This is a genomic window from Streptomyces chengmaiensis, from assembly GCF_029846775.1.
Classification (GTDB): domain Bacteria; phylum Actinomycetota; class Actinomycetes; order Streptomycetales; family Streptomycetaceae; genus Streptomyces; species Streptomyces chengmaiensis.
In genome coordinates this window covers 184,546-209,119 of the sequence record NZ_JARWBG010000001.1, presented here as the reverse complement: position 1 = coordinate 209,119, position 24,574 = coordinate 184,546, and the positions used below count along the sequence as shown (strand labels likewise).

The following is a 24,574-nucleotide window of genomic DNA, read 5'->3' as shown; positions in this document are numbered from 1 at the left end:
CATGAGCACCCATCAGTGGCGCGGCATCATCGAGGAGTACCGGGACCGGCTCCCGGTCACGGACACCACGCCTGTCGTCACGCTCCGTGAGGGTGGCACTCCGCTCGTGCCGGCGCAGGTCATCTCCGAGCGCACTGGCTGCGAGGTGCACCTCAAGGTCGAGGGCGCCAACCCCACCGGGTCCTTCAAGGACCGCGGCATGACGATGGCGATCACCCGCGCCAAGGAGGAGGGCGCGAAGGCGGTCATCTGCGCCTCCACGGGCAACACGTCCGCCTCCGCGGCCGCCTACGCCGTCCGGGCGGGCATGGTGTGCGCCGTCCTCGTTCCGCAGGGCAAGATCGCGCTGGGCAAGATGGGTCAGGCGCTCGTCCACGGCGCCCGCATCCTCCAGGTCGACGGGAACTTCGACGACTGTCTTGATCTCGCCCGTGGATTGTCCGACAACTACCCGGTCGCGCTGGTCAATTCGGTCAATCCCGTCCGAATAGAGGGGCAGAAGACCGCGGCGTTCGAAATCGTCGACGCGCTCGGCGACGCCCCCGACGTCCATGTGCTGCCGGTCGGCAACGCCGGCAACATCACCGCATACTGGAAGGGCTACACGGAGTACGCGGCCGACAAGACCGCTTCCCGCACCCCCCGGATGTGGGGTTTCCAGGCCTCCGGCTCCGCGCCCCTCGTGCGCGGCGAAGTGGTCAAGGACCCGTCGACCATCGCCACCGCCATCCGCATCGGCAACCCGGCCTCCTGGCAGTACGCGCTCGCGGCCCGGGATGAGTCGGGCGGCTTCATCGACGAGGTGACGGACCGTGAGATCCTGCGGGCGTACCGGCTGTTGGCCGCGCAGGAGGGCGTCTTCGTGGAGCCCGCCTCCGCCGCCTCCGTCGCCGGTCTGCTCAAGGCCGCAGAGCAGGGCAAGGTGGACCCGGGGCAGCGGATCGTCTGCACCGTGACCGGGAACGGTCTCAAGGATCCCGACTGGGCGGTGGCGGGTGCGCCTCAGCCCGTCACGGTGCCGGTGGACGCCGCCACGGCCGCGCAGCACCTCGGCCTGATCTGATCGGTCGGAGAGTTCCGGCGAGCTGTTTATGGCCGGAAAGGGACTGGAAATGACCTGGAACCGGTCCCTCGAAGGCTGGCAAGCCGGACAACGGCGTACGTAGGGGCACAGCAGGCTCGCGACACGCATCGTGCGCCTCCTGTGCGCCCTATGTCGCCACAGAACCTTCCTTCGATAGGCTGTGCCGAGGCCGCCCCGCCGCATATGCCGCGGCGATGCCGCCGTTGTCGTCGTCCGGGCCAGGTCCGCCGCTGGCCCTGCCGTCACGACGGGCCGCGGGTGTCGGCCCTCCCCCTCCCTCTCGAAGTCCTCGTCACGCAGAATCACCAGCAGAATCACTTAGAGCCGAACCAAGGAGAGTCGTCGAGCGATGGCCGGTCCAGCGTTCCGCGCCGCCGCCGTACGGGTGCGCGTCCCCGCCACCAGCGCCAACCTCGGCCCGGGCTTCGACGCCCTGGGCCTGTCGCTGGGTCTGTACGACGACGTGGTCGTCCGGGTCGCCGACTCCGGCCTGCACATCGACATCGCCGGCGAGGGCGCCGAGACGCTGCCCCGCGACGAGGAGCATCTGCTCGTACGCTCCCTGCGCGCCGCGTTCGACCTGCTCGGCGGACAGCCGCGCGGCCTGGAGGTCGTCTGCGCCAACCGCATCCCGCACGGGCGCGGCCTCGGCTCGTCGTCCGCGGCCATCTGCGCCGGAATCGTCGCCGCCCGCGCGGTGACGATAGGAGGCGAGGCCCGGCTCGACGACGCCGCGCTGCTGGAGCTGGCCACCGAGATCGAGGGGCATCCCGACAATGTGGCCGCCTGTCTGCTCGGCGGTTTCACGCTCGCCTGGACCGACGCCGGCGCTGCGCGGGCCATCAGGATGGACCCCGCGGATTCCGTCGTTCCGGTGGTCTTCGTGCCCAGCAAGCCCCTCCTCACCGAGACCGCCCGCGGTCTGCTGCCGCGCACGGTCCCGCATGTGGACGCGGCGGCCAACGCGGGCCGGGCCGCGCTGCTCGTCGAGGCGCTGACCAGACGCCCCGAGCTGCTGCTGCCCGCCACAGAGGACCGGCTCCACCAGGAGTACCGCGCCCCGGCCATGCCGGAGAGCGCCGCCCTGGTGGGCAGACTGCGCGCCGACGGGGTACCCGCAGTGATCTCCGGTGCGGGCCCCACGGTGCTCGCGCTGGCCGAGGACGGTGTGGCCGACAAGGTCGCACGGCTGGCGGGCGAGGGATGGGCGGCCAACCGGCTCACCTTCGACGCCGCGGGAGCGAGCGTTCTGCCGCTTGCCCCGTAGGGCCACGCAGTGACACGTGATTGCCGGTGATGGAGAGGGGGAATGTTTGTTGGAGCCGGTAGTGTTAACCTCAAGTCTGCAGCCGTCGTCATTACGACACGGTGCTGTGCGTCCCCTCTCGGGACCACCCTTCTTCCAGGAGCCTCCCCAACTGCCTGAGCAGCCTGCCTGAGCAGTTTTGAGCACGCTCCGGAACCGGCACGACACCCCTCGCTTCCCGCCGGCGGGCAGCGCGGCGGGATCTCGGGCCGGGCCTTGCACGTATATCTCTTCCGCCGAAATCCCCGGCGGGACCACCGCCCCGACACGGTCCGCACCAACAAGGACTGCGGTCGGACAGCACAACCGGTCGCCGAGCCAGAAGGCCGACGTCCGCTCCAGGGAAGGACCCTTCGTGAGCGACACCACCGATCTGATGGGCGTGAGCGCCGACAACAACGTCGACAACTCCGCGCCCGCCGCAGGTGCTGCCTCCGGCACCACCTCACGGCGCCGCCGCTCCGGCACCGGCCTCGAGGGCATGGTCCTGGCCGAGCTGCAGCAGGTCGCGTCCGGCCTCGGCATCAGGGGCACGGCGCGGATGCGCAAGAGCCAGCTGATCGAGGTCATCAAGGAGGCGCAGGCAGCCGGAGGGGCTTCCGCGCCGAAGACCGCCGAGGCCGGCGAGGCCGCGGCCAAGCCCAAGCGGCGCGCCACGTCCAAGACGCGCACCGGCGAGGCCGCCGACAAGGCCGCCGCCTCGGAAAAGACCGAGAAGGCCGAGAAGGCCGAGAAGCCGGAGAAGGCCGGCAAGGCCGCGGGGAAGGCCGACAAGGCGGAGACGCGCGAGCCCGCCGCCGCATCCGAGCGGGCCGAGAAGGCCGTCGCACAGCAGCAGATCGAGATCCCCGGTCAGCCGGCCAGCGACGACCAGCCGGTCGGTGAGCGCCGCCGTCGCCGTGCGACCGCCCAGGCGGGCAGCCCGGAGGCCAAGGGCGAGCCCCGCGCCGAAGGCGGCGTGGACACCGCCGTCGAGGTCAGGGCGGACGTCCGCACCGAGACCAGGTCCGAGGCGAAGACGGCCACCCAGACGGAGACCAAGCCGGACACGCAGGCCGAGGCCTCCGGCGGCGGCCAGGAAGGCGGCGACGGCCGTCAGGGCCGCGGCGAGCGAGGCCAGCGCGACCGCCGCGGCCGCCGCGGCAAGGGCGACGACCAGCAGGGCGGCGGCCAGCAGGGGCAGGGCCAGGGCCGTCAGCAGCAGGGCGACGGCCGTCAGGGCCGTCAGGACGACTTCGACGACGACGGCCAGGGTGGCCGCCGCGGCCGCCGCGGGCGCTACCGCGACCGCCGTGGCCGCCGTGGCCGCGACGACTTCGCCGGCGAGCCGCAGCTGTCCGAGGACGACGTCCTGATCCCCGTCGCGGGCATCCTCGACATCCTCGACAACTACGCGTTCATCCGGACCTCCGGCTATCTGCCCGGCCCGAACGACGTGTACGTCTCCCTCGCCCAGGTCCGCAAGAACGGCCTGCGCAAGGGCGACCACGTCACCGGCGCGGTCCGCCAGCCCAAGGAAGGCGAGCGCCGCGAGAAGTTCAACGCCCTCGTCCGCCTGGACTCCGTCAACGGCATGGCCCCCGAATCGGGTCGCGGCCGCCCGGAGTTCAACAAGCTGACCCCGCTCTACCCGCAGGACCGGCTCCGCCTGGAGACCGACCCGGGCGTCCTGACCACGCGGATCATCGACCTTGTGTCGCCGATCGGCAAGGGCCAGCGCGGTCTGATCGTGGCCCCGCCGAAGACCGGCAAGACCATGATCATGCAGTCGGTCGCCAACGCCATCACCCACAACAACCCCGAGTGCCACCTGATGGTCGTCCTCGTCGACGAGCGTCCGGAAGAGGTCACCGACATGCAGCGGTCGGTCAAGGGCGAGGTCATCTCCTCGACCTTCGACCGCCCGGCCGAGGACCACACCACCGTCGCCGAGCTGGCCATCGAGCGCGCCAAGCGCCTGGTGGAGCTGGGCCACGACGTGGTCGTCCTGCTGGACTCGATCACCCGCCTGGGCCGTGCGTACAACCTGGCGGCCCCCGCCTCCGGGCGCATCCTGTCCGGCGGTGTCGACTCCACCGCGCTCTACCCGCCCAAGCGCTTCTTCGGCGCCGCGCGCAACATCGAGGACGGCGGCTCGTTGACGATCCTCGCCACCGCGCTGGTCGACACCGGCTCGCGCATGGACGAGGTGATCTTCGAGGAGTTCAAGGGCACCGGCAACATGGAGCTCAAGCTCGACCGGAAGCTCGCCGACAAGCGCATCTTCCCGGCGGTGGACGTGGACGCGTCCGGCACCCGCAAGGAGGAGATCCTGCTCGGCGGCGAGGAGCTCGGCATCGTCTGGAAGCTGCGCCGAGTGCTGCACGCGCTCGACCAGCAGCAGGCGATCGAGCTGCTGCTGGACAAGATGAAGCAGACGAAGTCCAACGCGGAGTTCCTGCTGCAGATCCAGAAGACCACGCCGTCCGCCGGAAACGGCAACGACTGAGCGGCTGACGACCGACGGCTGACGGCTGACCGCTGACGGTCTTTCGCCGAAGCGAACGCCTCGCGCCCACTGCCTCCGCAGTGGGCGCGAGGCGTTTCCCAGCTCGTTTCCCCGGTCGCTTCCCGTCCCGTTTCCCGGCCCGACTCCCGGCTCGTTTCCCCGGTCGCTTCTCAGTGAGTTCTCACCTGCGCGTGCAACCCTTCGGCCCGCTGCCCCGTCTGACAACTACAGGGGGACGAAAAGGACGCAACCGCGCCAACCGGCTGTTCATAGAGACGAACTGAGGGGACTATGGCCGACCAGAGCAGCAGCGGCAGTCGAATACGCAGCAGCGGCAAACGCCGCAAGCCGCCCAGTGGGGGACGCCGGGCGCTGACGATCCTCGCCTGGTCCGCGGCCGGAATCGCCCTCATCGGCGGCTCCGGCCTCGGCTATGTGTACGTCACCCTCAACGACAACATCCAGGGCGTCGACATCAACGCCGCCCTCGGCGCCGACCGCCCCGACGACGTCGACAACGGCTCCATGGACATCCTCGTCCTGGGCTCCGACTCCCGATCCGGCGCCAACTCCGAGTACGGCGCGGACGAGGGGGGCGCACGCTCCGACACCGCGATGATCGTCCATGTCTACGAAGGCCACAGGAGGGCCTCCGTCGTCTCCATCCCCCGCGACACCCTGGTCACCAGGCCCATGTGCGCCGACGCCGAGGGCGCGACCGTCCCCGCCCGGCCGCGCGCCATGTTCAACACGGCATACGAGGTCGGCGGGCCGGCCTGCGCCGTGAAGACAGTGGAGACCATGTCCGGCATCCGCATGGACCACTACATCGAGGTCGACTTCACCGGCTTCAAGAAGCTCGTCGACGAACTCGGCGGCGTGAAGATCACCACCACCCGGGCGATCGAGGACGGCAAGAGCCATCTCGACCTCCAGCCGGGCGCCCACACCCTCGACGGGGAGCAGTCCCTCGGCCTCGTACGCACCCGCAAGAGCGTCGGCGACGGCAGCGACCTGGGGCGGATACAGCTCCAACAGGCGTTCATCAAGGCCCTCATCGACCAGGTGAAGTCCGTCGGCGTCCTCACCAGCCCGAAGAAGCTCTTCGACCTCGCCGACACCGCCACCAAGGCCATCACCCCCGACTCCGAACTGGACTCGGTCGACGAGCTGACCGGCTTCGCCAGGACCCTGTCCGGCCTCGGCGCGGACGACGTCCAGATGATCACGCTGCCGGTCCGGTACGACACCGTCGACCCCAACCGCGTGGTGCCGCTGCTCGGAGCCTCCCAGCAGGTCTGGACGGCCCTGAAACAGGACAAGCCGATCCCCGGCTCCGCCACCGAGGACGCCGTGACCGGGCAGGCCGAGGGAGTGGTCGAACAACCGAGCGGTCGAGTGGCCGAATAGTCGAACAGCGGGATAGCCGGACAGCCGAGTGGCCGGGCAGCCGAAATGGCCGCCGACGCCGCAGTCGGGCACCCGCCGGGTAACCGGACGATCACGCAGCAGAACCGGAATTCCGGCATGCGTGAACCGGAATAGACGGGGGCCGCCCCCGGTTTTGGTGAGATGCGGCCGGTACTGGCAGACTGGTACGTCGGCTCCGGTTCACGCACCCGCATCCCGCGCGTGCGACCCGGCGCCCTCCCGAATCTAGGAGACACCTTGAAGCGCGACATCCACCCCGAGTACGTCGAGACCCAGGTCAGCTGCACCTGCGGCGCGGCGTTCACCACCCGCAGCACGATCGAAGCCGGTTCCATCCGCGCCGAGGTCTGCTCCGAGTGCCACCCGTTCTACACGGGCAAGCAGAAGATCCTCGACACCGGTGGCCGTGTGGCCCGCTTCGAGGCCCGCTTCGGCAAGGCCGCCGGCTCCGCCAAGAAGTAGCGAGCCACTGCGCCGGTCTTCGGCTGTCCCTGCGCGGGGCGGCCGGGACCGGCGTTTGGCGTCCTACACCCCCTTTCGCGTCACCTATCGCGTCATCCCCATCAGGAGCCCCCGATGTTCGAGGCGGTCGAGGAACTGGTCGGCGAACACGCCGACCTCGAGAAGCAGCTCGCCGACCCTTCGGTCCACGCCGACCAGGCCAATGCGCGCAAGCTCAACAAGCGCTACGCCGAGCTGACCCCGATCGTGGCCGCGTACCGCTCCTGGAGGCAGACCGGGGACGACATCGTTACGGCGCGTGAACTGGCCGCCGACGACCCCGACTTCGCCGACGAGGTCAAGGAGCTCGAGAAGCACCGCGAGGAGCTCACCGAGAAGCTGCGGCTGCTGCTGGTGCCCCGCGACCCCAGCGACGACAAGGACGTCATCCTCGAGGTCAAGGCGGGCGCGGGCGGCGACGAGTCCGCGCTGTTCGCCGGCGACCTGCTGCGGATGTATCTGCGCTACGCGGAGCGCGCCGGCTGGAAGACCGAGATCATCGACGCCACCGAGTCCGAGCTGGGCGGCTACAAGGACGTCCAGGTCGCGGTGAAGAGCCGCGGCGGGGCCGCGGAGCCCGGCCAGGGCGTCTGGGCGCGCCTGAAGTACGAGGGCGGGGTGCACCGCGTGCAGCGCGTGCCCGCCACCGAGTCCCAGGGCCGCATCCACACCTCCGCGGCCGGTGTGCTGGTCACCCCGGAGGCCGAGGAGATCGACGTCGAGATCAACCCGAACGATCTGCGGATCGACGTCTACCGCTCCTCCGGGCCCGGCGGCCAGTCGGTCAACACCACCGACTCGGCGGTGCGCATCACCCATCTGCCGACCGGCGTCGTAGCCTCGTGCCAGAACGAGAAGAGCCAGCTCCAGAACAAGGAGCAGGCGCTGCGCATCCTGCGTTCCAGGCTGCTGGCCAAGGCGCAGGAGGAGGCCGAGAAGGAGGCCGCGGACGCCCGCCGCAGCCAGGTGCGCACCGTGGACCGCTCCGAGAAGATCCGTACGTACAACTTCCCGGAGAACCGGATCTCGGACCACCGGGTCGGCTTCAAGGCGTACAACCTGGACCAGGTGCTCGACGGAGATCTGGACACGGTGATCCAGGCGTGCGTCGACGCGGACGCCGCGGCGAAGCTCGCCGCCGCGCAGTGACGGGCAACGACGCGCGGTAATGCGCAACAACTGGCACGTGCTGGAGGGAACAGCGTGAACCTGCTGCTCGCCGAGGTGGCCCAGGCCACCCAGCGGCTGGCCGACGCCGGCGTGCCCTCGCCGCGTTTCGACGCGGAGGAGCTCGCCGCGTTCGTGCACGGTGTGAAACGAGGAGAACTGCACAGCGTCAAGGACGCGGACTTTGACGCCCGCTACTGGGAGGCCGTCGCCCGCCGCGAGGCCCGTGAACCCCTCCAGCACATCACCGGCCGCGCCTTCTTCCGCTATCTGGAGCTCCAGGTCGGCCCCGGGGTCTTCGTGCCGCGGCCGGAGACCGAGGCCGTCGTCGACTGGGCCATACAGGCCGTACGCGCCATGGACGTCGTCGAACCGCTGATCGTCGACCTCTGCACCGGCTCCGGCGCGATCGCGCTCGCCATGGCGCAGGAGGTGCCGCGCTCGCGCGTGCACGCCGTGGAACTGTCCGAGGACGCGCTGAGGTGGGCTCGCAAGAACACCGAAGGCTCCCGCGTCACCGTCCACCACGGCGACGCCCTGGCCGCGCTGCCGGAACTGGACGGGCAGGTCGACCTCGTCATCTCCAATCCGCCGTACATTCCGCTCACAGAGTGGGAGTATGTCGCCCCCGAGGCACGTGACCACGACCCGCAGATGGCGCTGTTCTCCGGAGAGGACGGGCTCGACGTCATCCGGGGCCTGGAACGCACCGCCCACCGGCTGCTGCGCCCGGGCGGCCTGGTGGTCGTCGAGCACGCGGACACCCAGGGCGGCCAGGTGCCGTGGATCTTCAGTGAGGAGAGCGGCTGGGCGGATGCGGCGGACCACCCGGACCTCAACAACCGGCCGCGGTTCGCGACGGCCCGCAAGGCCACGCCGTGACCGCGTCCGCGACCCTGACGCGCCCCGCTTCCCCTTTGACCGCCATGACCGATGCGAACGACATGAGGAGGGCCGGCTGATGGCTCGGCGATACGACTGCAACGACGCGACCGACCGCGCCACCGGCCTGCGCGAGGCCGCGTCGGCCGTACGGCGCGGCGAGCTGGTCGTGCTGCCCACCGACACCGTGTACGGGATCGGTGCGGACGCCTTCAGCTCGGAGGGCGTGGCCGATCTGCTGGACGCCAAGGGCCGCGGGCGCAACATGCCCACCCCCGTGCTGATCGGTTCGCCGAACACCCTGCACGGGCTGGTCACCGACTTCTCCGAGAAGGCATGGGAACTGGTCGACGCCTTCTGGCCGGGTGCGCTGACGCTGGTCGCCCGGCACCAGCCGTCCCTCCAGTGGGACCTCGGCGACACCCGCGGCACCGTGGCCATCCGCATGCCGCTGCACCCGGTCGCCATCGAACTGCTCACCGAGGTGGGCCCGATGGCCGTCTCCTCCGCGAATCTCACCGGGCACCCGGCGCCCGAGGACTGCGACTCGGCCCAGGAGATGCTCGGCGACTCCGTGTCCGTGTACCTCGACGGCGGCCCGACGCCCGGCATCGTGCCGTCCTCGATCGTCGATGTGACGGGGGACGTCCCGGTGCTGCTGCGTGAGGGCGCGCTGACCCCGGAGGAGCTGCGCAAGGTCGTACCCGACCTCGAGGTGGCGAATTGACCGCCCCTGAGGGGCGTGGCATAGGTGCGGCGGTCGCCACGGGCGACACGTTCAGAATCCTCCACGTCAGCACCGGCAATGTGTGCCGCTCGCCGATCACCGAGCGGCTGACGCGGCATGCCCTGAGCAACCGCCTCGGCGACCGCCTGACCGGCGGCCTGATCGTGGAGAGCGCGGGTACCTGGGGGCACGAGGGGGCCCCGATGGAGGCCAACGCGGAAATCGTGCTCGCGGACTTCGGGGCGGATGCGAGCGGGTTCACGGGGCGGGAGCTGCTGGACGAGCATGTGATCCGCGCGGATCTCGTCCTCACCGCGACGAGGGACCACCGGGCGCAGGTCATCTCCATGGGGCACTCCGCGGGACTGCGCACCTTCACGCTGAAGGAGTTCACCCGGCTGGTCCGGGCCATAGACCCCGCCACCCTCCCCGACCCCCGCGACGGCGTCGTCCAGCGCGCCAGGTCCCTGGTGCAGGCCGCGGCGGCGCTACGGGGGTGGCTGCTGGCGCCGAACCCCGACGCGGACGAGGTCCACGATCCCTACGGTGCGCCGATCACGTTCTTCCGTTCGATCGGCGACGAGATTCAGCAGGCGTTGGATCCGGTGGTGACGGCGCTGACGGGGGTCGCGGGGCGGGGCTGACCCTCTCCGGGGCTCCGCCCCTGAACCCCTTGCGCCTCAATCGCCGGCGGGGCTGGGTGGTGCGGGTCCTGCGCATCAGGCGCCGGCGGGGCTGGGTGGTGCGGGTCCTTGCGCCTCAATCGCCGGCGGGGCTCGGTTTCTGGCCCTTGCGCCGCAATCGCCGGCGGGGCTGGGTGGTGCGGGTCCTTGCGCCTCAGGCGCCGGCGGGGCTGGGTGGTGCGGGTCCTTGCGCCTCGATCGCCGGCGGGGCTCGGTTTCTGGCCCTTGCGCCGCAATCGCCGGCGGGGCTCCGCCCCCGAACCCCTTGCGCCTCGATTGCGGCGGGGCTGGGTTTCTGGCTCCTGCCCTTCAATCGTCGGCGGGGCTGGATTTTCCAGCCCGTCCGGCGATTGAGGACACGGCCGAAGGCCGTACAGGGGGCGCGGGGCGGCAGCCCGCAGCCCTCCCCGGAAGGGGGGTCTGGGGGCTTGCCCCCAGTTACGGGAAGGGGCGGGGAGGGGAAAACACCCCCCGGCCGACACCAGGCGGCCCCCGCCCCCTCGGCCTACATTGGAGAGGCCGGAACCGCACCGTCCACGCCGGGAGCCCCGCCATGCCGGTGACCGCCGCGGCAACCGCCGCCCCCGCCCCCGCCCCCGCGGATTTCGAGGCGCTGCGCCGGCAGGACCCGAGGATCGCCGAGGTGATCCTCGGCGAGACGGCCCGGCAGGCGGAAGGGCTCCAGCTCATCGCCGCGGAGAACTTCACCTCGCCCGCCGTGCTGGCCGCGCTCGGCTCGCCGCTGGCGAACAAGTACGCCGAGGGCTACCCCGGGGCCCGCCACCACGGCGGCTGCGAGCTGGTCGACGCGGCCGAGCGGATCGCCGTCGAGCGGGTCAAGGACCTCTTCGGGGCCGAGCATGCCAATGTGCAGCCGCACTCCGGCTCCTCCGCCGTCCTCGCGGCCTACGCCGCCCTGCTGCGGCCCGGTGACACCGTGCTCGCCATGGGACTGGCGTACGGCGGGCATCTCACCCATGGCTCGCCGTCCAACTTCTCCGGCCGCTGGTTCGACTTCGTCGGGTACGGCGTCGACGCCGAGAGCGGTCTCATCAACTACGACGAAGTCGACGCACTGGCCCACCGCGACCGGCCGAAGGCCATCGTCTGCGGCTCGATCTCCTACCCCCGCCACCCCGACTACGCCGTCTTCCGGGAGATCGCGGACGAGGTGGGGGCCTGTCTGATCGCGGACGCGGCCCATCCCATCGGGTTGGTGGCGGGCGGCGCGGCCCCGAGCCCGGTCCCGTACGCGGACGTCGTGTGCGCCACCACGCACAAGGTGCTGCGCGGACCGCGCGGCGGAATGATCCTGTGCGGGGCGGATCTCGCGGAGCGCATCGACCGGGCGGTCTTCCCCTTCAGCCAGGGCGGTGCGCAGATGCACACGATCGCGGCGAAGGCCGTCGCCTTCGGGGAGGCGGCGACACCCGCGTTCGGGGAGTACGCCCATCAGGTGGTCGCCAATGCGCGCGTGCTTGCCGATGCGCTCGCCGCGGAGGGCTTGGAGGTCCTGACCGGCGGCACGGACACCCATCTCATCGGCGTCGACCCGGCTCCGCTCGGCGTGGACGGCAGGAGCGCCCGCGGCCGGCTCGCTGCGGCCGGTCTGGTGCTCGACACCTGCGCCCTGCCTTACGGGGACGGGCGCGGCATCCGTCTGGGCACGGCCGCGGTGACGACGCAGGGCATGGGGGAGGCTGAAATGGGGCGTATCGCCACGTTGTTCGCCAAGGCCGTCAGGGACGGGGCCGAAGAGGGCGGGGAGTTGATCGGAAAGGTGCGTGCGGAAGTCCGCGAGCTGGCCGGTAGATTTCCCCCCTATCCGGGGTAGCCGGTGGCGGTGCAACCACCGCGCTGGTCCCGGTTGTCCTCATCCATGCGGCGACCAGAGCTAGGGTGTGGGGCTGAGATGGCCAGCGATTCCTGTGGGGCAGCCCGTGCGTGATTACCTGCTGACACTGTGTGTCACGGCCGCGGTGACGTATCTGCTCACCGGGCCGGTGCGCAAGTTCGCCATCGCCACCGGTGCGATGCCGGAGATCCGCGCGCGGGACGTCCACCGGGAGCCCACGCCCCGGCTCGGCGGGATCGCCATGTTCTTCGGCCTGTGCGCGGGGCTGCTCGTCGCGGACCATCTGCAGAACCTGAACAGCGTGTTCGAGCTGTCCAACGAGCCGCGTGCGCTGCTCTCCGGCGCGGCCCTGATCTGGATCATCGGCGTCCTCGACGACAAGTTCGAGATCGACGCGCTGATCAAGCTCGGCGGACAGATGATCGCCGCGGGTGTGATGGTGATGCAGGGCCTTACGATCCTGTGGCTGCCGATCCCGGGTGTCGGCACGGTCTCCCTGACGCAGTGGCAGGGCACGCTGCTGACCGTGGCCCTGGTGGTCATCACCATCAACGCGGTCAACTTCGTGGACGGTCTGGACGGCCTGGCGGCCGGCATGGTGTGCATCGCCGCGGCCGCGTTCTTCCTCTACTCGTACCGGATCTGGTTCGGGTACATGATCGAGGCGGCCGCGCCCGCGACGCTGTTCACGGCGATCCTGATGGGCATGTGCCTGGGCTTCCTGCCGCACAACATGCACCCCGCCCGGATCTTCATGGGCGACTCCGGCTCGATGCTGATCGGCCTGGTGCTTGCGGCGGCCGCGATCTCGGTGACGGGACAGGTGGACCCGGATGCGCTGAAGATCTTCGAGGGCGGCACCCGGGAGGCGACTCACGCGGCGCTGCCGGTCTTCATCCCGCTGCTGCTGCCGCTGACCATCATCGCCATCCCGGTGGCCGACCTGGTGCTGGCGATCGTGCGCCGCACCTGGAAGGGCCAGTCGCCGTTTGCCGCGGACCGCGGCCATCTGCACCACCGGCTGCTGGAGATCGGCCACTCGCACAGCCGGGCCGTTCTGATCATGTACTTCTGGTCGGCGCTGATCGCCTTCGGGGTCGTGGCGTACTCGGTGCACTCGGCGTCGATGTGGATCGTGCTGGTCGTCGTCGCGCTGAGCGCGGTGGGCCTGGTCCTGCTGCTGCTTCCGCGCTTCACCCCGCGTGCGCCGCGCTGGGCGGAAGCCTTCGTCCCCCCGCGCTACCGCCGTCGCCGGGCCCTTGCCGCGCAGACGCCGCCCGCGCCCTCGATGCCCTGCGAGGCCACGGCCGACGCCGCTTCGGACGCCCGGGACGAGGACGAGGAGCGCGTCCCGGTGGCCGTCGGCGTCTCGGGCGTCAACGGAGCGACCGCCATCGGCCCCCGTTCGCGCTTCCCGGATCGGCGGAAGGCCGAAACTCGCGGCTGACGGCTGGGAGGTCCTCCGGCAGCGTGTCCCGCTATGAGCGCCTATACCAGACATAGGCACCCAACGTCATGCACACACGGGCGGGTTAACTCTCATGTGTGACAGTCGGCACACCCAGTGGGTAAAGACCTCATCAAATAGTTTGTGATACCGTTCACGAGAACCGGAGACAGCGCCGAGGGACCGCAGTGCGACGGTCCACTGGCCCCGAGATCTGCCTCGGACCGGATCTACGCTCGTCCATGACGACACCACTGCCCCCACCAGTATGCGGAGCTGCCGCCATGCCGACGTCCCAAGACGCCCGGACTCTCCTGCACACCGTCCTACCCACCGCTGCCGTCGGCGCGGTCGCAGCCGTCGTCGGCGGGGTGGTCGCGGGGGGCAAGGGAGCGCTCGGAGCGGTCGTCGGGGCGCTGGTGGTCATCGTCTTCATGGGGATCGGGCTCGTCGTCCTCCAGCGGACCGCCAAGAACTTCCCCCAGCTTTTCCAGGCGATGGGGCTGATGCTCTACACGACACAGCTTCTGCTGCTGTTCGTCTTCGTCGCCGTCTTCAAGGACACGACCCTCTTCGATCCCAAGGTCTTTGCCGCAACGATCGTCGCTGCGACGCTCGCTTGGGTGGCGGCCCAGGCCCGTGCCTATATGAAGGCCAAGATTCTCTACGTCGAACCCGAACCCTCCGCGCCCCGTGCCGGTGAGAAGACAGGCCTGTCGTCGTGACAGGTAGGGCCGGGATAAGTGCTCGTTCGAGATCCTGCTATCGTCCGGTGCCAACTGCGGCACTGCGGGCGCGGGCATCTGAGCTGACGCCTGTTCGATCGCGAGGCCTCGATGCCTGATCGCCGCTCCCACATCCGAAACACCAGTCCGGTGCCGACTCGCGGCTGCGCGCCGCGCCGACAAACCGAGGTTGCCGAACCCATGCGTCACGCCGAAGGAGCCCGCGGTGAGTGCTGAACAGACCACGCTCGCCTTTGACTGGAGCTGCCGCATCATGGCCGACAACGGCTGTGGTTTTCCGGCGCCGGGCTTGCATTCCTTCCTCTTCCAGCCCCTCTTCACCGTCGGCGGCTACGAGTTCAACAAGGTGATGCTGCTTGCCCTGGTCACCTCCGTCCTTGTGGTCGCCTTCTTCTGGGCGGCATTCGGCAAGGCGAAGGTGGTTCCCGGCAAGGTGCAGATGATCGGCGAGGCCGGTTACGACTTTGTGCGCCGCGGGATCGTCTACGAGACCATCGGAAAGCGTGAGGGCGAGAAGTACGTCCCGCTCATGGTCTCCATCTTCTTCTTCGTCTGGATCATGAACATCTGGTCCGTGATCCCGCTGGCCCAGTTCCCCGTCTCCTCGATCATCGCGTACCCGATCGTCCTCGCGCTGATCGTCTATGTGATCTGGGTGTCGCTGACCTTCAAGCGCCACGGGTTCGTCGGCGGCTGGAAGAACATCACCGGTTACGACAAGCAGCTCGGCCCGGTTCTTCCGCTTGTGGTGGTCATCGAGTTCTTCTCGAACCTGCTGGTCCGCCCCTTCACCCACGCGGTGCGGCTCTTCGCCAACATGTTCGCCGGTCACCTGATGCTGGTGATGTTCACCGTCGCCTCCTGGTACCTGCTGAACAGCTACATGATCCCGGCCGCCGGCGTCTCGTTCGCGATGACGATGGCCATGATCGTCTTCGAGCTCTTCGTCCAGGCCGTCCAGGCGTACGTCTTCGTTCTGCTGGCCTGCTCCTACATTCAGGGCGCTCTCTCCGAGAGCCACTGAGCCAATCCCGCCCGCAACACCCAGAAACGTCCGGTGGCCAACCCCCACCGGTCCGTAAAGAAAAGGAAGAATCAGCATGGCTGCCACTGAGACCCTCGCCGCCGTCACCGGTTCGCTCGGCTCCATCGGCTACGGCCTCGCCGCCATCGGCCCCGGCATCGGCGTCGGCATCGTCTTCGGTAACGGCACCCAGGCCCTGGCCCGCCAGCCCGAGGCTGCCGGCCTGATCCGTGCCAACCAGATCCTCGGCTTCGCCTTCTGTGAGGCGCTCGCCCTCATCGGCATCGTTATGCCGTTCGTGTTCGGTCGCTAATTAACAGCTACCCGGCACTTTTCGACGAAAGGCATTGATGTGATCGCCAACCTCGTTCAGCTGGCGGCCGAGGAGGAGCAGAGCCCGCTCGTTCCTCCGGGCCCCGAGCTGCTCGTCGGCACGATCGCCTTCGCCATCGTCTTCTTCTTCCTCGCCAAGAAGCTCCTCCCGAACATCAACCGGGTTCTGGAAGAGCGCCGCGAGGCCATCGAAGGCGGCATGGAGAAGGCCGAGGCGGCCAAGATCGAAGCCGAGAGCGTGCTCGAGCAGTACAAGGCTCAGCTCGCCGAGGCCCGCCACGAGGCCGCGCGTCTCCGCCAGGAGGCGACCGAGCAGGGCACCGCGATCATCCAGGAGATGAAGGCGGAAGGCCAGCGGCAGCGTGAGGAGATCATCGCGGCCGGTCACGCCCAGATCGAGGCCGACCGCAAGGCCGCGGCCGCGGCGCTGCGCCAGGACGTGGGCCAGCTCGCCACCGCCCTGGCCGGCAAGCTCGTCGGCGAGTCCCTGGAGGACCACGCCCGGCAGAGCCGCACGATCGACCGTTTCCTCGATGACCTCGAGGAGAAGGCCGAGGCCGCCCGATGAACGGAGCGAGCCGCGAGGCACTGGCTGCCGCACGTGAGCGCCTCGACGCGCTGACCGACAACACCTCGGTCGACGCCGCGAGGCTCGCCGAGGAGCTGGCCGCCGTCACCGCGCTGCTCGACCGCGAGGTGTCGCTGCGTCGGGTCCTGACCGACCCGGCGCAGGCCGGCGAGGCCAAGGCCGAGCTGGCCGGGCGGCTGCTGACCGGTCAGGTGGGCGGCGAGGCCGTCGACCTGGTCTCCGGCATGGTCCGCTCCCGCTGGTCCGCCTCGCGTGACTTGGTCGACGCGGTCGAGGAGCTGGCGAACACCGCCGACCTCACCGCGGCGCAGCGGGCCGGCGCCCTGGACGGCGTCGAGGACGAGCTGTTCCGGTTCGGCCGCGTCGTCCAGTCCAGCACCGAGCTGCGTGCCGCGCTCACGGACCGTGCCGCCACGGCGTCCGCCAAGGGCGAGCTGCTGCGCAGCCTGCTCGGCGGCAAGGCCGATCCGGCCACCGAGCGGCTGGTTGTCCGCCTGGTGACCGCTCCGCGAGGACGTAGCCTGGAGACGGGACTGGAGTCCCTGTCCAAGCTGGCCGCGGCGCGCCGTGACCGTATGGTCGCGGTCGTCACCACGGCGGTTCCGCTGAGCGAGACGCAGAAGCAGCGCCTCGGCGCCGCGCTGGCGAAGCTGTACGGCCGCCAGATGCACCTCAACCTCGACGTGGACCCCGAGGTCCTCGGCGGGATCTCGGTGCGAGTCGGCGACGAGGAGATCAACGGCACCATCGCGGAGCGTCTCGACGAGGCGGCCCGCCGGATGGCCGGCTGATCAGCCACCAACTCAACAAGCATCAGCTAGCGGCCCGGTTGGGCCGTGCAGAGATTGCAGAAGATTCCTGGGGGCCGCCCCCAGACCCCCAAAGAAACTTCGGGCCCAACAAGGAGAGCAGGGAACCCAGATGGCGGAGCTCACGATCCGGCCGGAGGAGATCCGGGACGCGCTGGAGAACTTTGTCCAGGCGTACAAGCCGGACGCGGCCTCGCGCGAGGAGGTCGGTACGGTCAGCCTTGCCGGCGACGGCATCGCGAAGGTCGAGGGCCTTCCCTCGGCCATGGCAAACGAGCTGCTGAAGTTCGAGGACGGCACCCTCGGCCTCGCCCTCAACCTCGAGGACCGCGAGATCGGTGCCATCGTCCTCGGTGAGTTCAGCGGCATCGAGGAGGGCCAGTCGGTCTCCCGCACCGGCGAGGTCCTGTCCGTCGCGGTCGGCGAGGGCTACCTCGGCCGTGTCGTCGACCCGCTCGGCAACCCGATCGACGGCCTCGGCGAGATCGAGACCTCGGGTCGCCGCGCCCTCGAGCTGCAGGCCCCCACGGTCATGCAGCGCAAGTCGGTGCACGAGCCGATGGAGACCGGCTACAAGGCCGTCGACGCCATGACCCCGATCGGCCGCGGCCAGCGTCAGCTGGTCATCGGCGACCGGCAGACCGGCAAGACCGCCCTCGCCGTCGACACGATCATCAACCAGCGCGACAACTGGCGCTCGGGCGACCCGAAGAAGCAGGTCCGCTGCATCTACGTCGCCATCGGCCAGAAGGGCTCCACCATCGCGTCCGTGCGCGGCGCGCTGGAGGAGGCCGGCGCCCTGGAGTACACGACGATCGTCGCCGCCCCGGCGTCCGACCCGGCCGGCTTCAAGTACCTCGCCCCCTACACCGGCTCGGCCATCGGCCAGCAGTGGATGTACGAGGGCAAGCACGTCCTGATCGTCTTCGACGACCTGTCGAAGCAGGCCGACGCCTACCGCGCCGTGTCGCTGCTGCTGCGCCGCCCGCCGGGCCGTGAGGCCTACCCGGGTGACGTCTTCTACCTGCACTCCCGTCTGCTGGAGCGCTGCGCGAAGCTCTCCGACGAGATGGGCGCCGGTTCGATGACGGGTCTGCCGATCGTCGAGACCAAGGCGAACGACGTGTCGGCGTTCATTCCGACCAACGTCATCTCCATCACCGACGGCCAGTGCTTCCTGGAGTCCGACCTGTTCAACGCCGGTCAGCGCCCGGCTCTGAACGTCGGCATCTCCGTCTCCCGAGTCGGTGGCTCCGCCCAGCACAAGGCCATGAAGCAGGTCTCCGGCCGACTGCGTGTGGACCTGGCCCAGTACCGCGAGCTGGAGGCGTTCGCCGCCTTCGGTTCCGACCTGGACGCCGCCTCGAAGTCCGCCCTGGAGCGCGGCAAGCGCATGGTCGAGCTGCTCAAGCAGCCGCAGTACGACCCCATGCCGACCGAGAACCAGGTCGTCTCCGTGTGGGCCGGCACCACCGGCAAGATGGACGACGTCCCGGTGCAGGACATCCGCCGCTTCGAGCGCGAGCTGCTGGACTACCTCCACCGCGAGGAGGGCACGCTGATGACCTCCATCCGCGAGGGCGGGAAGATGTCGGACGACACGCTGACCAAGGTCGCGGACTCCATCGCCGCCTTCAAGAAGCAGTTCGAGACCTCCGACGGCAAGCTGCTCGGCGAGGACGCTCCGGCGGCCGTCAACGCCTCCAAGTGACGACGGAAGGGACCTGACTCATGGGAGCGCAGCTCCGGGTCTACAAGCGTCGCATCCGGTCCGTCACCGCGACGAAGAAGATCACCAAGGCGATGGAGATGATCGCCGCCTCGCGCATCGTCAAGGCGCAGCGCAAGGTGGCGGCCTCCACGCCGTACGCGACCGAGCTGACCCGCGCGGTCACGGCGGTGGCCACCGGATCGAACACCAAGCACCCGCTGACCACGGAGGCGGACCAGCCGACCCGTGCCGCGGTTCTGCTCGTCACGAGCGACCGCGGTCTGGCCGGCGGCTACTCCTCCAACGCCATCAAGGCGGCCGACCGGCTCACCGAGCGGCTTCGCGGCGAGGGCAAGGAGGTCGACACGTACATCGTCGGCCGCAAGGGTGTGTCCTACTACGGCTTCCGTGAGCGCAAGGTCGCCGAGTCGTGGACCGGGTTCACGGACAGCCCGAGCTACGAGCACGCCAAGATGGTGGCCGAGCCGCTCATCGAGGCGGTTCAGCAGGACACCTCCGAGGGCGGCGTCGACGAGCTGCACATCGTCTTCACGGAGTTCGTGTCGATGCTGACGCAGACGCCCGTCGACCGCCGGATGCTGCCGCTCAGCCTTGAAGAGGCCGCCCTGCAGGGCGGTGCGAAGGGCGGCGAGGTCATGCCGCTGTTCGACTTCGAGCCGTCGGCGGAGGACGTCCTCGACGCCCTGCTGCCGCGCTATGTCGAGAGCCGCATCTACAACGCCCTGCTGCAGGCCGCCGCTTCCGAGCACGCGGCCCGCCGCCGGGCGATGAAGTCGGCGACCGACAACGCGGGCGAGCTGATCAACACGCTCTCCCGCCTTGCCAACGCGGCCCGCCAGGCCGAAATCACCCAGGAAATCAGCGAGATCGTCGGTGGCGCCAGCGCCCTGGCCGACGCGACCGCGGGGAGTGAAAAGTAAATGACGACCACTGTTGAGACGGCCGCCGCCACGGGCCGCGTCGCCCGGGTGATCGGCCCGGTCGTCGACGTGGAGTTCCCCGTCGACGCGATGCCGGAGATCTACAACGCCCTGCACGTCGAGGTCGACGACCCGGCGCAGGAGGGCACCAAGAAGCAGCTGACGCTCGAGGTCGCCCAGCACCTCGGCGACGGCCTGGTGCGCACCATCTCCATGCAGCCCACCGACGGTCTGGTCCGCCAGGCCCCGGTGACCAACACCGGCACGGGCATCACCGTCCCGGTCGGCGACTTCACCAAGGGCAAGGTGTTCAACACCCTCGGCGAGGTGCTGAACCTCCCCGAGGAGAACGCCAACGTCGGCGAGCGCTGGCCGATCCACCGCAAGGCCCCCGACTTCGACCAGCTCGAGTCCAAGACCGAGATGTTCGAGACCGGCCTGAAGGTCGTCGACCTGCTGACCCCGTACGTCAAGGGCGGCAAGATCGGTCTGTTCGGCGGCGCCGGCGTCGGCAAGACCGTGCTGATCCAGGAAATGATCATGCGTGTCGCCAACCTCCACGAGGGCGTCTCCGTCTTCGCGGGCGTCGGCGAGCGCACCCGTGAGGGCAACGACCTCATCGCGGAGATGGAGGAGTCCGGCGTTCTGGACAAGACCGCGCTGGTCTTCGGCCAGATGGACGAGCCCCCGGGCACCCGTCTCCGTGTCGCCCTGGCCGGTCTGACCATGGCGGAGTACTTCCGCGATGTGCAGAAGCAGGACGTGCTCTTCTTCATCGACAACATCTTCCGGTTCACCCAGGCCGGCTCCGAGGTGTCCACCCTGCTCGGCCGTATGCCGTCCGCGGTGGGCTACCAGCCGAACCTGGCCGACGAGATGGGTCTGCTGCAGGAGCGCATCACCTCGACCCGCGGTCACTCGATCACCTCGATGCAGGCGATCTACGTCCCCGCGGACGACCTGACCGACCCGGCCCCGGCCACCACCTTCGCCCACCTCGACGCGACGACGGTGCTCTCCCGTCCGATCTCCGAGAAGGGCATCTACCCGGCCGTGGACCCGCTGGACTCCACGTCCCGGATCCTGGACCCGCGCTACATCTCCCAGGACCACTACGAGACGGCCAGCCGTGTCAAGGGGATCCTGCAGAAGTACAAGGACCTCCAGGACATCATCGCGATCCTCGGCATCGACGAGCTGAGCGAGGAGGACAAGCTGGTCGTCCACCGCGCCCGTCGCGTCGAGCGCTTCCTGTCGCAGAACACCCACGCGGCGAAGCAGTTCACCGGTGTGGACGGCTCGGACGTGCCGCTCGACGAGTCGATCTCCGCGTTCAACGCGATCTGCGACGGCGAGTACGACCACTTCCCCGAGCAGGCCTTCTTCATGTGCGGTGGTCTCGAGGACCTGAAGAAGAACGCCAAGGAGCTGGGCGTCTCCTGAAGTCCCCGTGACTGGTGAAGGGGGGCGGGCGCGTCCCGCCCCCCTTCACAACGCCCCATCGAGAACCCCCTAGAATTTGTCCAACACCCGGCACAACCCGCCGGGTGGTGACCCGAGGAGCCCACCTTGGCTGCTGAGCTGCACGTCGAGCTGGTAGCGGCGGACCGCAGTGTCTGGTCCGGCGAGGCCACCCTGGTCGTCGCGCGCACCACGTCCGGCGACATCGGCGTCATGCCCGGTCACCAGCCGCTGCTCGGTGTGCTGGAGTCGGGCCCGGTGACCATTCGTACGTCTTCCGCGGACGGGTCCGGCACGGTGGTCGCCGCCGTGCACGGCGGTTTCATCTCGTTCGCGGACGACAAGCTCTCGCTGCTCGCCGAGATCGCCGAGCTGGCAGATGAGATCGATGTCCAGCGCGCCGAGCGTGCGCTGGAGCGTGCCAAGTCGGACGCGGACGCCGGCGCCGAGCGCCGCGCCGAGGTCCGGCTGCGCGCGGTGGCGGTGCGCTGAGCCGCTCCGCCGACGGTTCGACCCTCAGCCGCGGCCGGCCCGGACTCTCCGGGCCGCGCCGCGGCTGAGGCGATGCAGATGCACGTGATACAGCGTGTATCTGTGTTCCATAGACGGATAGCAGGTACGGGACGATGCGAGGAGGTCGGTGGAGATGTTCCTCGCTCTGCTTGTGGGCGGCCTGGTCATCGCGCTGGTGGTGGTCGGGCTGTTCGTCTTCGGACTGCGCCGACGGCTGATCCAGCGTTCGGGCGGCACCTTCGACTGCAGCCTGCGCTGGAACGTTCCCGAAGAGCCCGATGCCTCCGGCAAGGGCTGGATCTACGGGGTGGCCCGTTACAGCGGCGACCGCGTGGAGTGGTTCAGGGTCTTCTCGTATGCGCCGCGTCCCCGCCACTTCCTGGAGCGGGCGTCGGTGGAGGTCGTCGCCCGCCGCACCCCGGAGGGTGAGGAGGAGCTGGCGCTGCTGTCCGACGCCGTCGTCCTGGAGTGTCGGCACGATGACACCCGGCTTGAGCTGGCGATGAGCGAGGACGCGCTCACCGGCTTCCTGGCCTGGCTGGAGGCGGCCCCACCGGGCCAACGAGTCAATGTGGCTTGATTAGTCTGCTCGTTGGTTGGGGGTGCCCCCGGACGGAGTCTGGGGGAGAGTCAATGTGGCTTGATTAGTCTGCTCGTTGGTTGGGGGTGCCCCTGGGGGCACCTCCCAGCGGTAGCTGGGGGAGGAGTCTGGGGGAGAGTCATCTGGCCTAGCTGGTCCTTCTCGTCGGATGGGGTCCCCCGGCCGAAGTCTCGGGGAGGGTGAGTGCGGCCTGATCGTCGTACGACATGAGGGGGCCCGGGAGAGCGAGTCTCCCGGGCCCCTTCGGCGTACGGCGTGTGTACGAAGGCGTTCTCAGCGGGACCGGGGAAGTCCGGCGCGGTCGGCGTCGCCCCGAAGGGCCGCGGGGCCGTGCCGATATGCGGCCGCGCCGCGTGGGCGGGGCCGGCCGCGAGGTGCCCGCACACTCCCGACGGCCGATCGCGTCACTTCCCGCGGAGCGCTCAGCCGCCGAGGCCGCTGTCGATCGCGCTCACCAGCTCGCCGTTGGCCGTGTCACCGCTGAACTCCCAGAAGAACGCCCCTCCCAGGCCCTGGTTCCTGGCCCAGCCCATCTTGGAGGCAACGGTCGCGGGGGTGTCGTAGCTCCACCACTCGCTGCCGCAGTGGGCGTACGCCGTGCCTGCGACCGTGCCGTTGGACGGGCAGCGGGACTTGAGCACCTTGTAGTCCTCGATGCCCTGCTCGTATGTGCCCGAGGCCGGCCCGGTCGCGCTGCCGCCCGGGGCCGACTGGGTCACCCCGGTCCAGCCGCGGCCGTAGAAGCCGATGCCGAGCAGCAGCTTCTCCGCGGGGACGCCCTTGGCTTTGAGCTTCGCGATGGCCGCCGCCGAGTTGAAGCCCTCCTGCGGGATGCCCGGGTAGGAGGTCAGCGGGGAGTGCGGGGCGGTCGGCCCCTGGGCCGCCCAGGCGCCGAAGAAGTCGTACGTCATGACGTTGTACCAGTCGGCGTACTGTGCGGCGCCCGCGTAGTCCGCCGCGTCGATCTTGCCTCCGCTGGAGGCGTCGGCGGTGATCGCTGCGGTGACCAGGTTGTCCGGGCCGAAGCGGTTGCGGAACGCCTGCATCATCGTCCTCATCACGGCCGGGCCGCTGGAGTCGCAGCTCAGCCCGCAGGCGTTCGGATACTCCCAGTCGAGGTCGATGCCGTCGAAGACGTCGGCCCACCGCGGGTCCTCGACCAGCTGGTAGCAGGAGTCGGCGAAGGCGGCCGGGTTCTGCATGGCCTGCCCGAAGCCGCCGGACCAGGTCCAGCCGCCGAACGACCACAGCACCTTGATGTGCGGGTACTGGGCCTTGAGCTTGCGCAGTTGGTTGAAGTTGCCGCGCAGCGGCTGGTCCCAGGTGTCGGCGACGCCGTCGACGGACTGTGCGGCGGTGTAGGCCTTGTCGTAGTCGGCGTAGGAGTCGCCGATGGTGCAGCGGCCGTTCTGGACGTTGCCGAAGGCGTAGTTGATGTGGGTGATCTTGGCTGCGGAGCCGGAGGTCACCAGATTCTTGACGTGGTAGTTGCGCTGGTACACGCCCCAGTTGGTGAAGTAGCCCAGCTTGACGGTGTCGCCCGGGCCCGGGCCGGGGCCGGGGCCCGGGTCGCCGCCGGTGGTGCGGACCGCGCGAGCGCCGCTGGCCGGTCCGGTCTGGTCGGCGGTGTCACGGGCCCGGACGGTGTAGGAGTAGTCGGTCCCGGCGCTCAGCCCGGTGTCCGTGTAGGAGGTGGCGGCCACGGTGGCGACGACCGCGCCGTCACGCAGGACGTCGTAGTTCTTGACGCCGTTGTCGTCGGAGGCCGCGGTCCAGCTCAGCTGTACCGAGGTGTCGGTGATTCCGGAGGCGCTCGGCGTGCCGGGTGCGGAGGGCGGGTTGTCACCGGGCTCGCTCGGGCCGCCGTCGCAGGAGCCGCCGTTCAGCTTGCAGTTGGTGGGCGAGCCGGGGCCCGCGCCGTTGAAGCCGAAGGAGACGGAGGCGCCGGGGGCGAGGGTGCCGTTCCAGCTCTTGTTCTTGGCGGTCCAGTGGTTGCCGGAGCTGGTGACGTCGGCGTCCCAGGCGGTGGTGACGGAGGTCCCGGAGGGGAAGTCCCACTCCACCGTCCAGGAGTTGATGGTCGTGGTGCCGGTGTTCTTCACCGTCCATTTGCCTTCGAAGCCCGTGCCCCAGTCCAGGGTCTTGGCATATGTGGCGGTGGCGGAGGCCGCGGCTTCTGCGGGGGAGGCGAGGCCCACCATGGCGGCGAGCGGCAGCGCCAGCGCGGTGAGACCGGCGATCAGCCGGGAGCGGCGTCTGCCTCTGGCGCCGTGCC

General features: G+C 69.7%; 22 protein-coding genes. 21 read left to right on the top strand and 1 reads right to left on the bottom strand.

What is annotated here, in order from left to right; all coding sequences use genetic code 11:
* The first annotated feature begins 1 nt into the window (after position 1).
* The 21 genes from thrC (at position 2) to QCN29_RS00770 (ending at position 22,278) form a co-directional block, all read left to right on the top strand.
* Positions 2-1,063, top strand: a complete 1,062-nt coding sequence (gene thrC / locus QCN29_RS00870) for a threonine synthase (RefSeq protein ID WP_279925471.1) — start codon at positions 2-4, stop codon at positions 1,061-1,063.
* Between the two features lie 370 nt (positions 1,064-1,433).
* Positions 1,434-2,351 (top strand): homoserine kinase, encoded by a 918-nt coding sequence (gene thrB, locus QCN29_RS00865; RefSeq protein WP_240135014.1) that lies wholly within the window; start codon positions 1,434-1,436, stop codon positions 2,349-2,351.
* A 394-nt stretch (positions 2,352-2,745) separates the two neighbouring features.
* Positions 2,746-4,878 (top strand): transcription termination factor Rho, encoded by a 2,133-nt coding sequence (gene rho, locus QCN29_RS00860; protein ID WP_279925470.1) that lies wholly within the window; start codon positions 2,746-2,748, stop codon positions 4,876-4,878.
* A gap of 291 nt (positions 4,879-5,169) precedes the next feature.
* A complete protein-coding gene (locus tag QCN29_RS00855; protein WP_279925469.1) occupies positions 5,170-6,288 on the top strand; it encodes an LCP family protein in 1,119 nt (372 codons plus the stop codon).
* A 258-nt stretch (positions 6,289-6,546) separates the two neighbouring features.
* Positions 6,547-6,771 carry a 50S ribosomal protein L31 gene (gene rpmE, locus QCN29_RS00850; RefSeq protein ID WP_240135017.1) on the top strand — a complete coding sequence of 75 codons (225 nt, stop codon included), beginning with the start codon at positions 6,547-6,549 and terminating at the stop codon, positions 6,769-6,771.
* Between the two features lie 114 nt (positions 6,772-6,885).
* A complete protein-coding gene (gene prfA / locus QCN29_RS00845) occupies positions 6,886-7,959 on the top strand; it encodes a peptide chain release factor 1 (protein WP_279925468.1) in 1,074 nt (357 codons plus the stop codon).
* A 54-nt stretch (positions 7,960-8,013) separates the two neighbouring features.
* Positions 8,014-8,859 carry a peptide chain release factor N(5)-glutamine methyltransferase gene (gene prmC / locus QCN29_RS00840; RefSeq protein WP_279925467.1) on the top strand — a complete coding sequence of 282 codons (846 nt, stop codon included), beginning with the start codon at positions 8,014-8,016 and terminating at the stop codon, positions 8,857-8,859.
* 79 nt (positions 8,860-8,938) lie between these two features.
* The gene (locus QCN29_RS00835) at positions 8,939-9,586 is read left to right on the top strand and encodes an L-threonylcarbamoyladenylate synthase (RefSeq protein ID WP_279925466.1); all 648 of its coding nucleotides are present in this window, start codon (positions 8,939-8,941) and stop codon (positions 9,584-9,586) included.
* Positions 9,583-10,230: an arsenate reductase/protein-tyrosine-phosphatase family protein gene (locus tag QCN29_RS00830; RefSeq protein ID WP_279925465.1), complete on the top strand. Its 648-nt coding sequence runs from the start codon at positions 9,583-9,585 to the stop codon at positions 10,228-10,230. The genes QCN29_RS00835 and QCN29_RS00830 overlap by 4 nt, the downstream gene beginning before the upstream one ends.
* Before the next feature lie 592 nt (positions 10,231-10,822).
* Complete coding sequence (locus QCN29_RS00825; protein ID WP_279925464.1) at positions 10,823-12,103, top strand: serine hydroxymethyltransferase; 1,281 nt, start codon at positions 10,823-10,825, stop codon at positions 12,101-12,103.
* A 94-nt stretch (positions 12,104-12,197) separates the two neighbouring features.
* Positions 12,198-13,571 (top strand): MraY family glycosyltransferase, encoded by a 1,374-nt coding sequence (locus QCN29_RS00820; protein WP_398859070.1) that lies wholly within the window; start codon positions 12,198-12,200, stop codon positions 13,569-13,571.
* A gap of 284 nt (positions 13,572-13,855) precedes the next feature.
* Positions 13,856-14,296, top strand: a complete 441-nt coding sequence (locus QCN29_RS00815; RefSeq protein WP_279925462.1) for a hypothetical protein — start codon at positions 13,856-13,858, stop codon at positions 14,294-14,296.
* A gap of 274 nt (positions 14,297-14,570) precedes the next feature.
* Positions 14,571-15,341, top strand: coding sequence for a F0F1 ATP synthase subunit A (gene atpB, locus QCN29_RS00810; RefSeq protein WP_279925657.1), 771 nt, complete (start codon positions 14,571-14,573; stop codon positions 15,339-15,341).
* 76 nt (positions 15,342-15,417) lie between these two features.
* Positions 15,418-15,654, top strand: a complete 237-nt coding sequence (gene atpE / locus QCN29_RS00805; RefSeq protein WP_017949948.1) for an ATP synthase F0 subunit C — start codon at positions 15,418-15,420, stop codon at positions 15,652-15,654.
* 39 nt (positions 15,655-15,693) lie between these two features.
* Positions 15,694-16,242, top strand: coding sequence for a F0F1 ATP synthase subunit B (locus tag QCN29_RS00800; protein WP_240135025.1), 549 nt, complete (start codon positions 15,694-15,696; stop codon positions 16,240-16,242).
* Complete coding sequence (locus QCN29_RS00795) at positions 16,239-17,054, top strand: F0F1 ATP synthase subunit delta (RefSeq protein WP_279925461.1); 816 nt, start codon at positions 16,239-16,241, stop codon at positions 17,052-17,054. Before QCN29_RS00800 ends, QCN29_RS00795 begins: the two co-directional genes overlap by 4 nt.
* A 130-nt stretch (positions 17,055-17,184) precedes the next feature.
* The gene (gene atpA / locus QCN29_RS00790; RefSeq protein WP_240135027.1) at positions 17,185-18,783 is read left to right on the top strand and encodes a F0F1 ATP synthase subunit alpha; all 1,599 of its coding nucleotides are present in this window, start codon (positions 17,185-17,187) and stop codon (positions 18,781-18,783) included.
* A 20-nt stretch (positions 18,784-18,803) separates the two neighbouring features.
* Complete coding sequence (locus QCN29_RS00785; RefSeq protein ID WP_240135028.1) at positions 18,804-19,724, top strand: F0F1 ATP synthase subunit gamma; 921 nt, start codon at positions 18,804-18,806, stop codon at positions 19,722-19,724.
* Positions 19,725-21,167 carry a F0F1 ATP synthase subunit beta gene (gene atpD, locus QCN29_RS00780; protein ID WP_279925460.1) on the top strand — a complete coding sequence of 481 codons (1,443 nt, stop codon included), beginning with the start codon at positions 19,725-19,727 and terminating at the stop codon, positions 21,165-21,167.
* A 126-nt stretch (positions 21,168-21,293) separates the two neighbouring features.
* Positions 21,294-21,677 carry a F0F1 ATP synthase subunit epsilon gene (locus QCN29_RS00775; RefSeq protein ID WP_240135030.1) on the top strand — a complete coding sequence of 128 codons (384 nt, stop codon included), beginning with the start codon at positions 21,294-21,296 and terminating at the stop codon, positions 21,675-21,677.
* 148 nt (positions 21,678-21,825) lie between these two features.
* Positions 21,826-22,278 carry a DUF2550 domain-containing protein gene (locus QCN29_RS00770; protein WP_279925459.1) on the top strand — a complete coding sequence of 151 codons (453 nt, stop codon included), beginning with the start codon at positions 21,826-21,828 and terminating at the stop codon, positions 22,276-22,278.
* 443 nt (positions 22,279-22,721) lie between these two features.
* Here QCN29_RS00770 and QCN29_RS00765 read toward each other — a convergent pair whose 3' ends face one another.
* On the bottom strand, positions 22,722-24,500 hold the full coding sequence (locus tag QCN29_RS00765) for a glycoside hydrolase family 18 chitinase (RefSeq protein WP_279925656.1): 1,779 nt from the start codon (positions 24,498-24,500) through the stop codon (positions 22,722-22,724).
* Between the last annotated feature and the right edge of the window lie 74 nt (positions 24,501-24,574).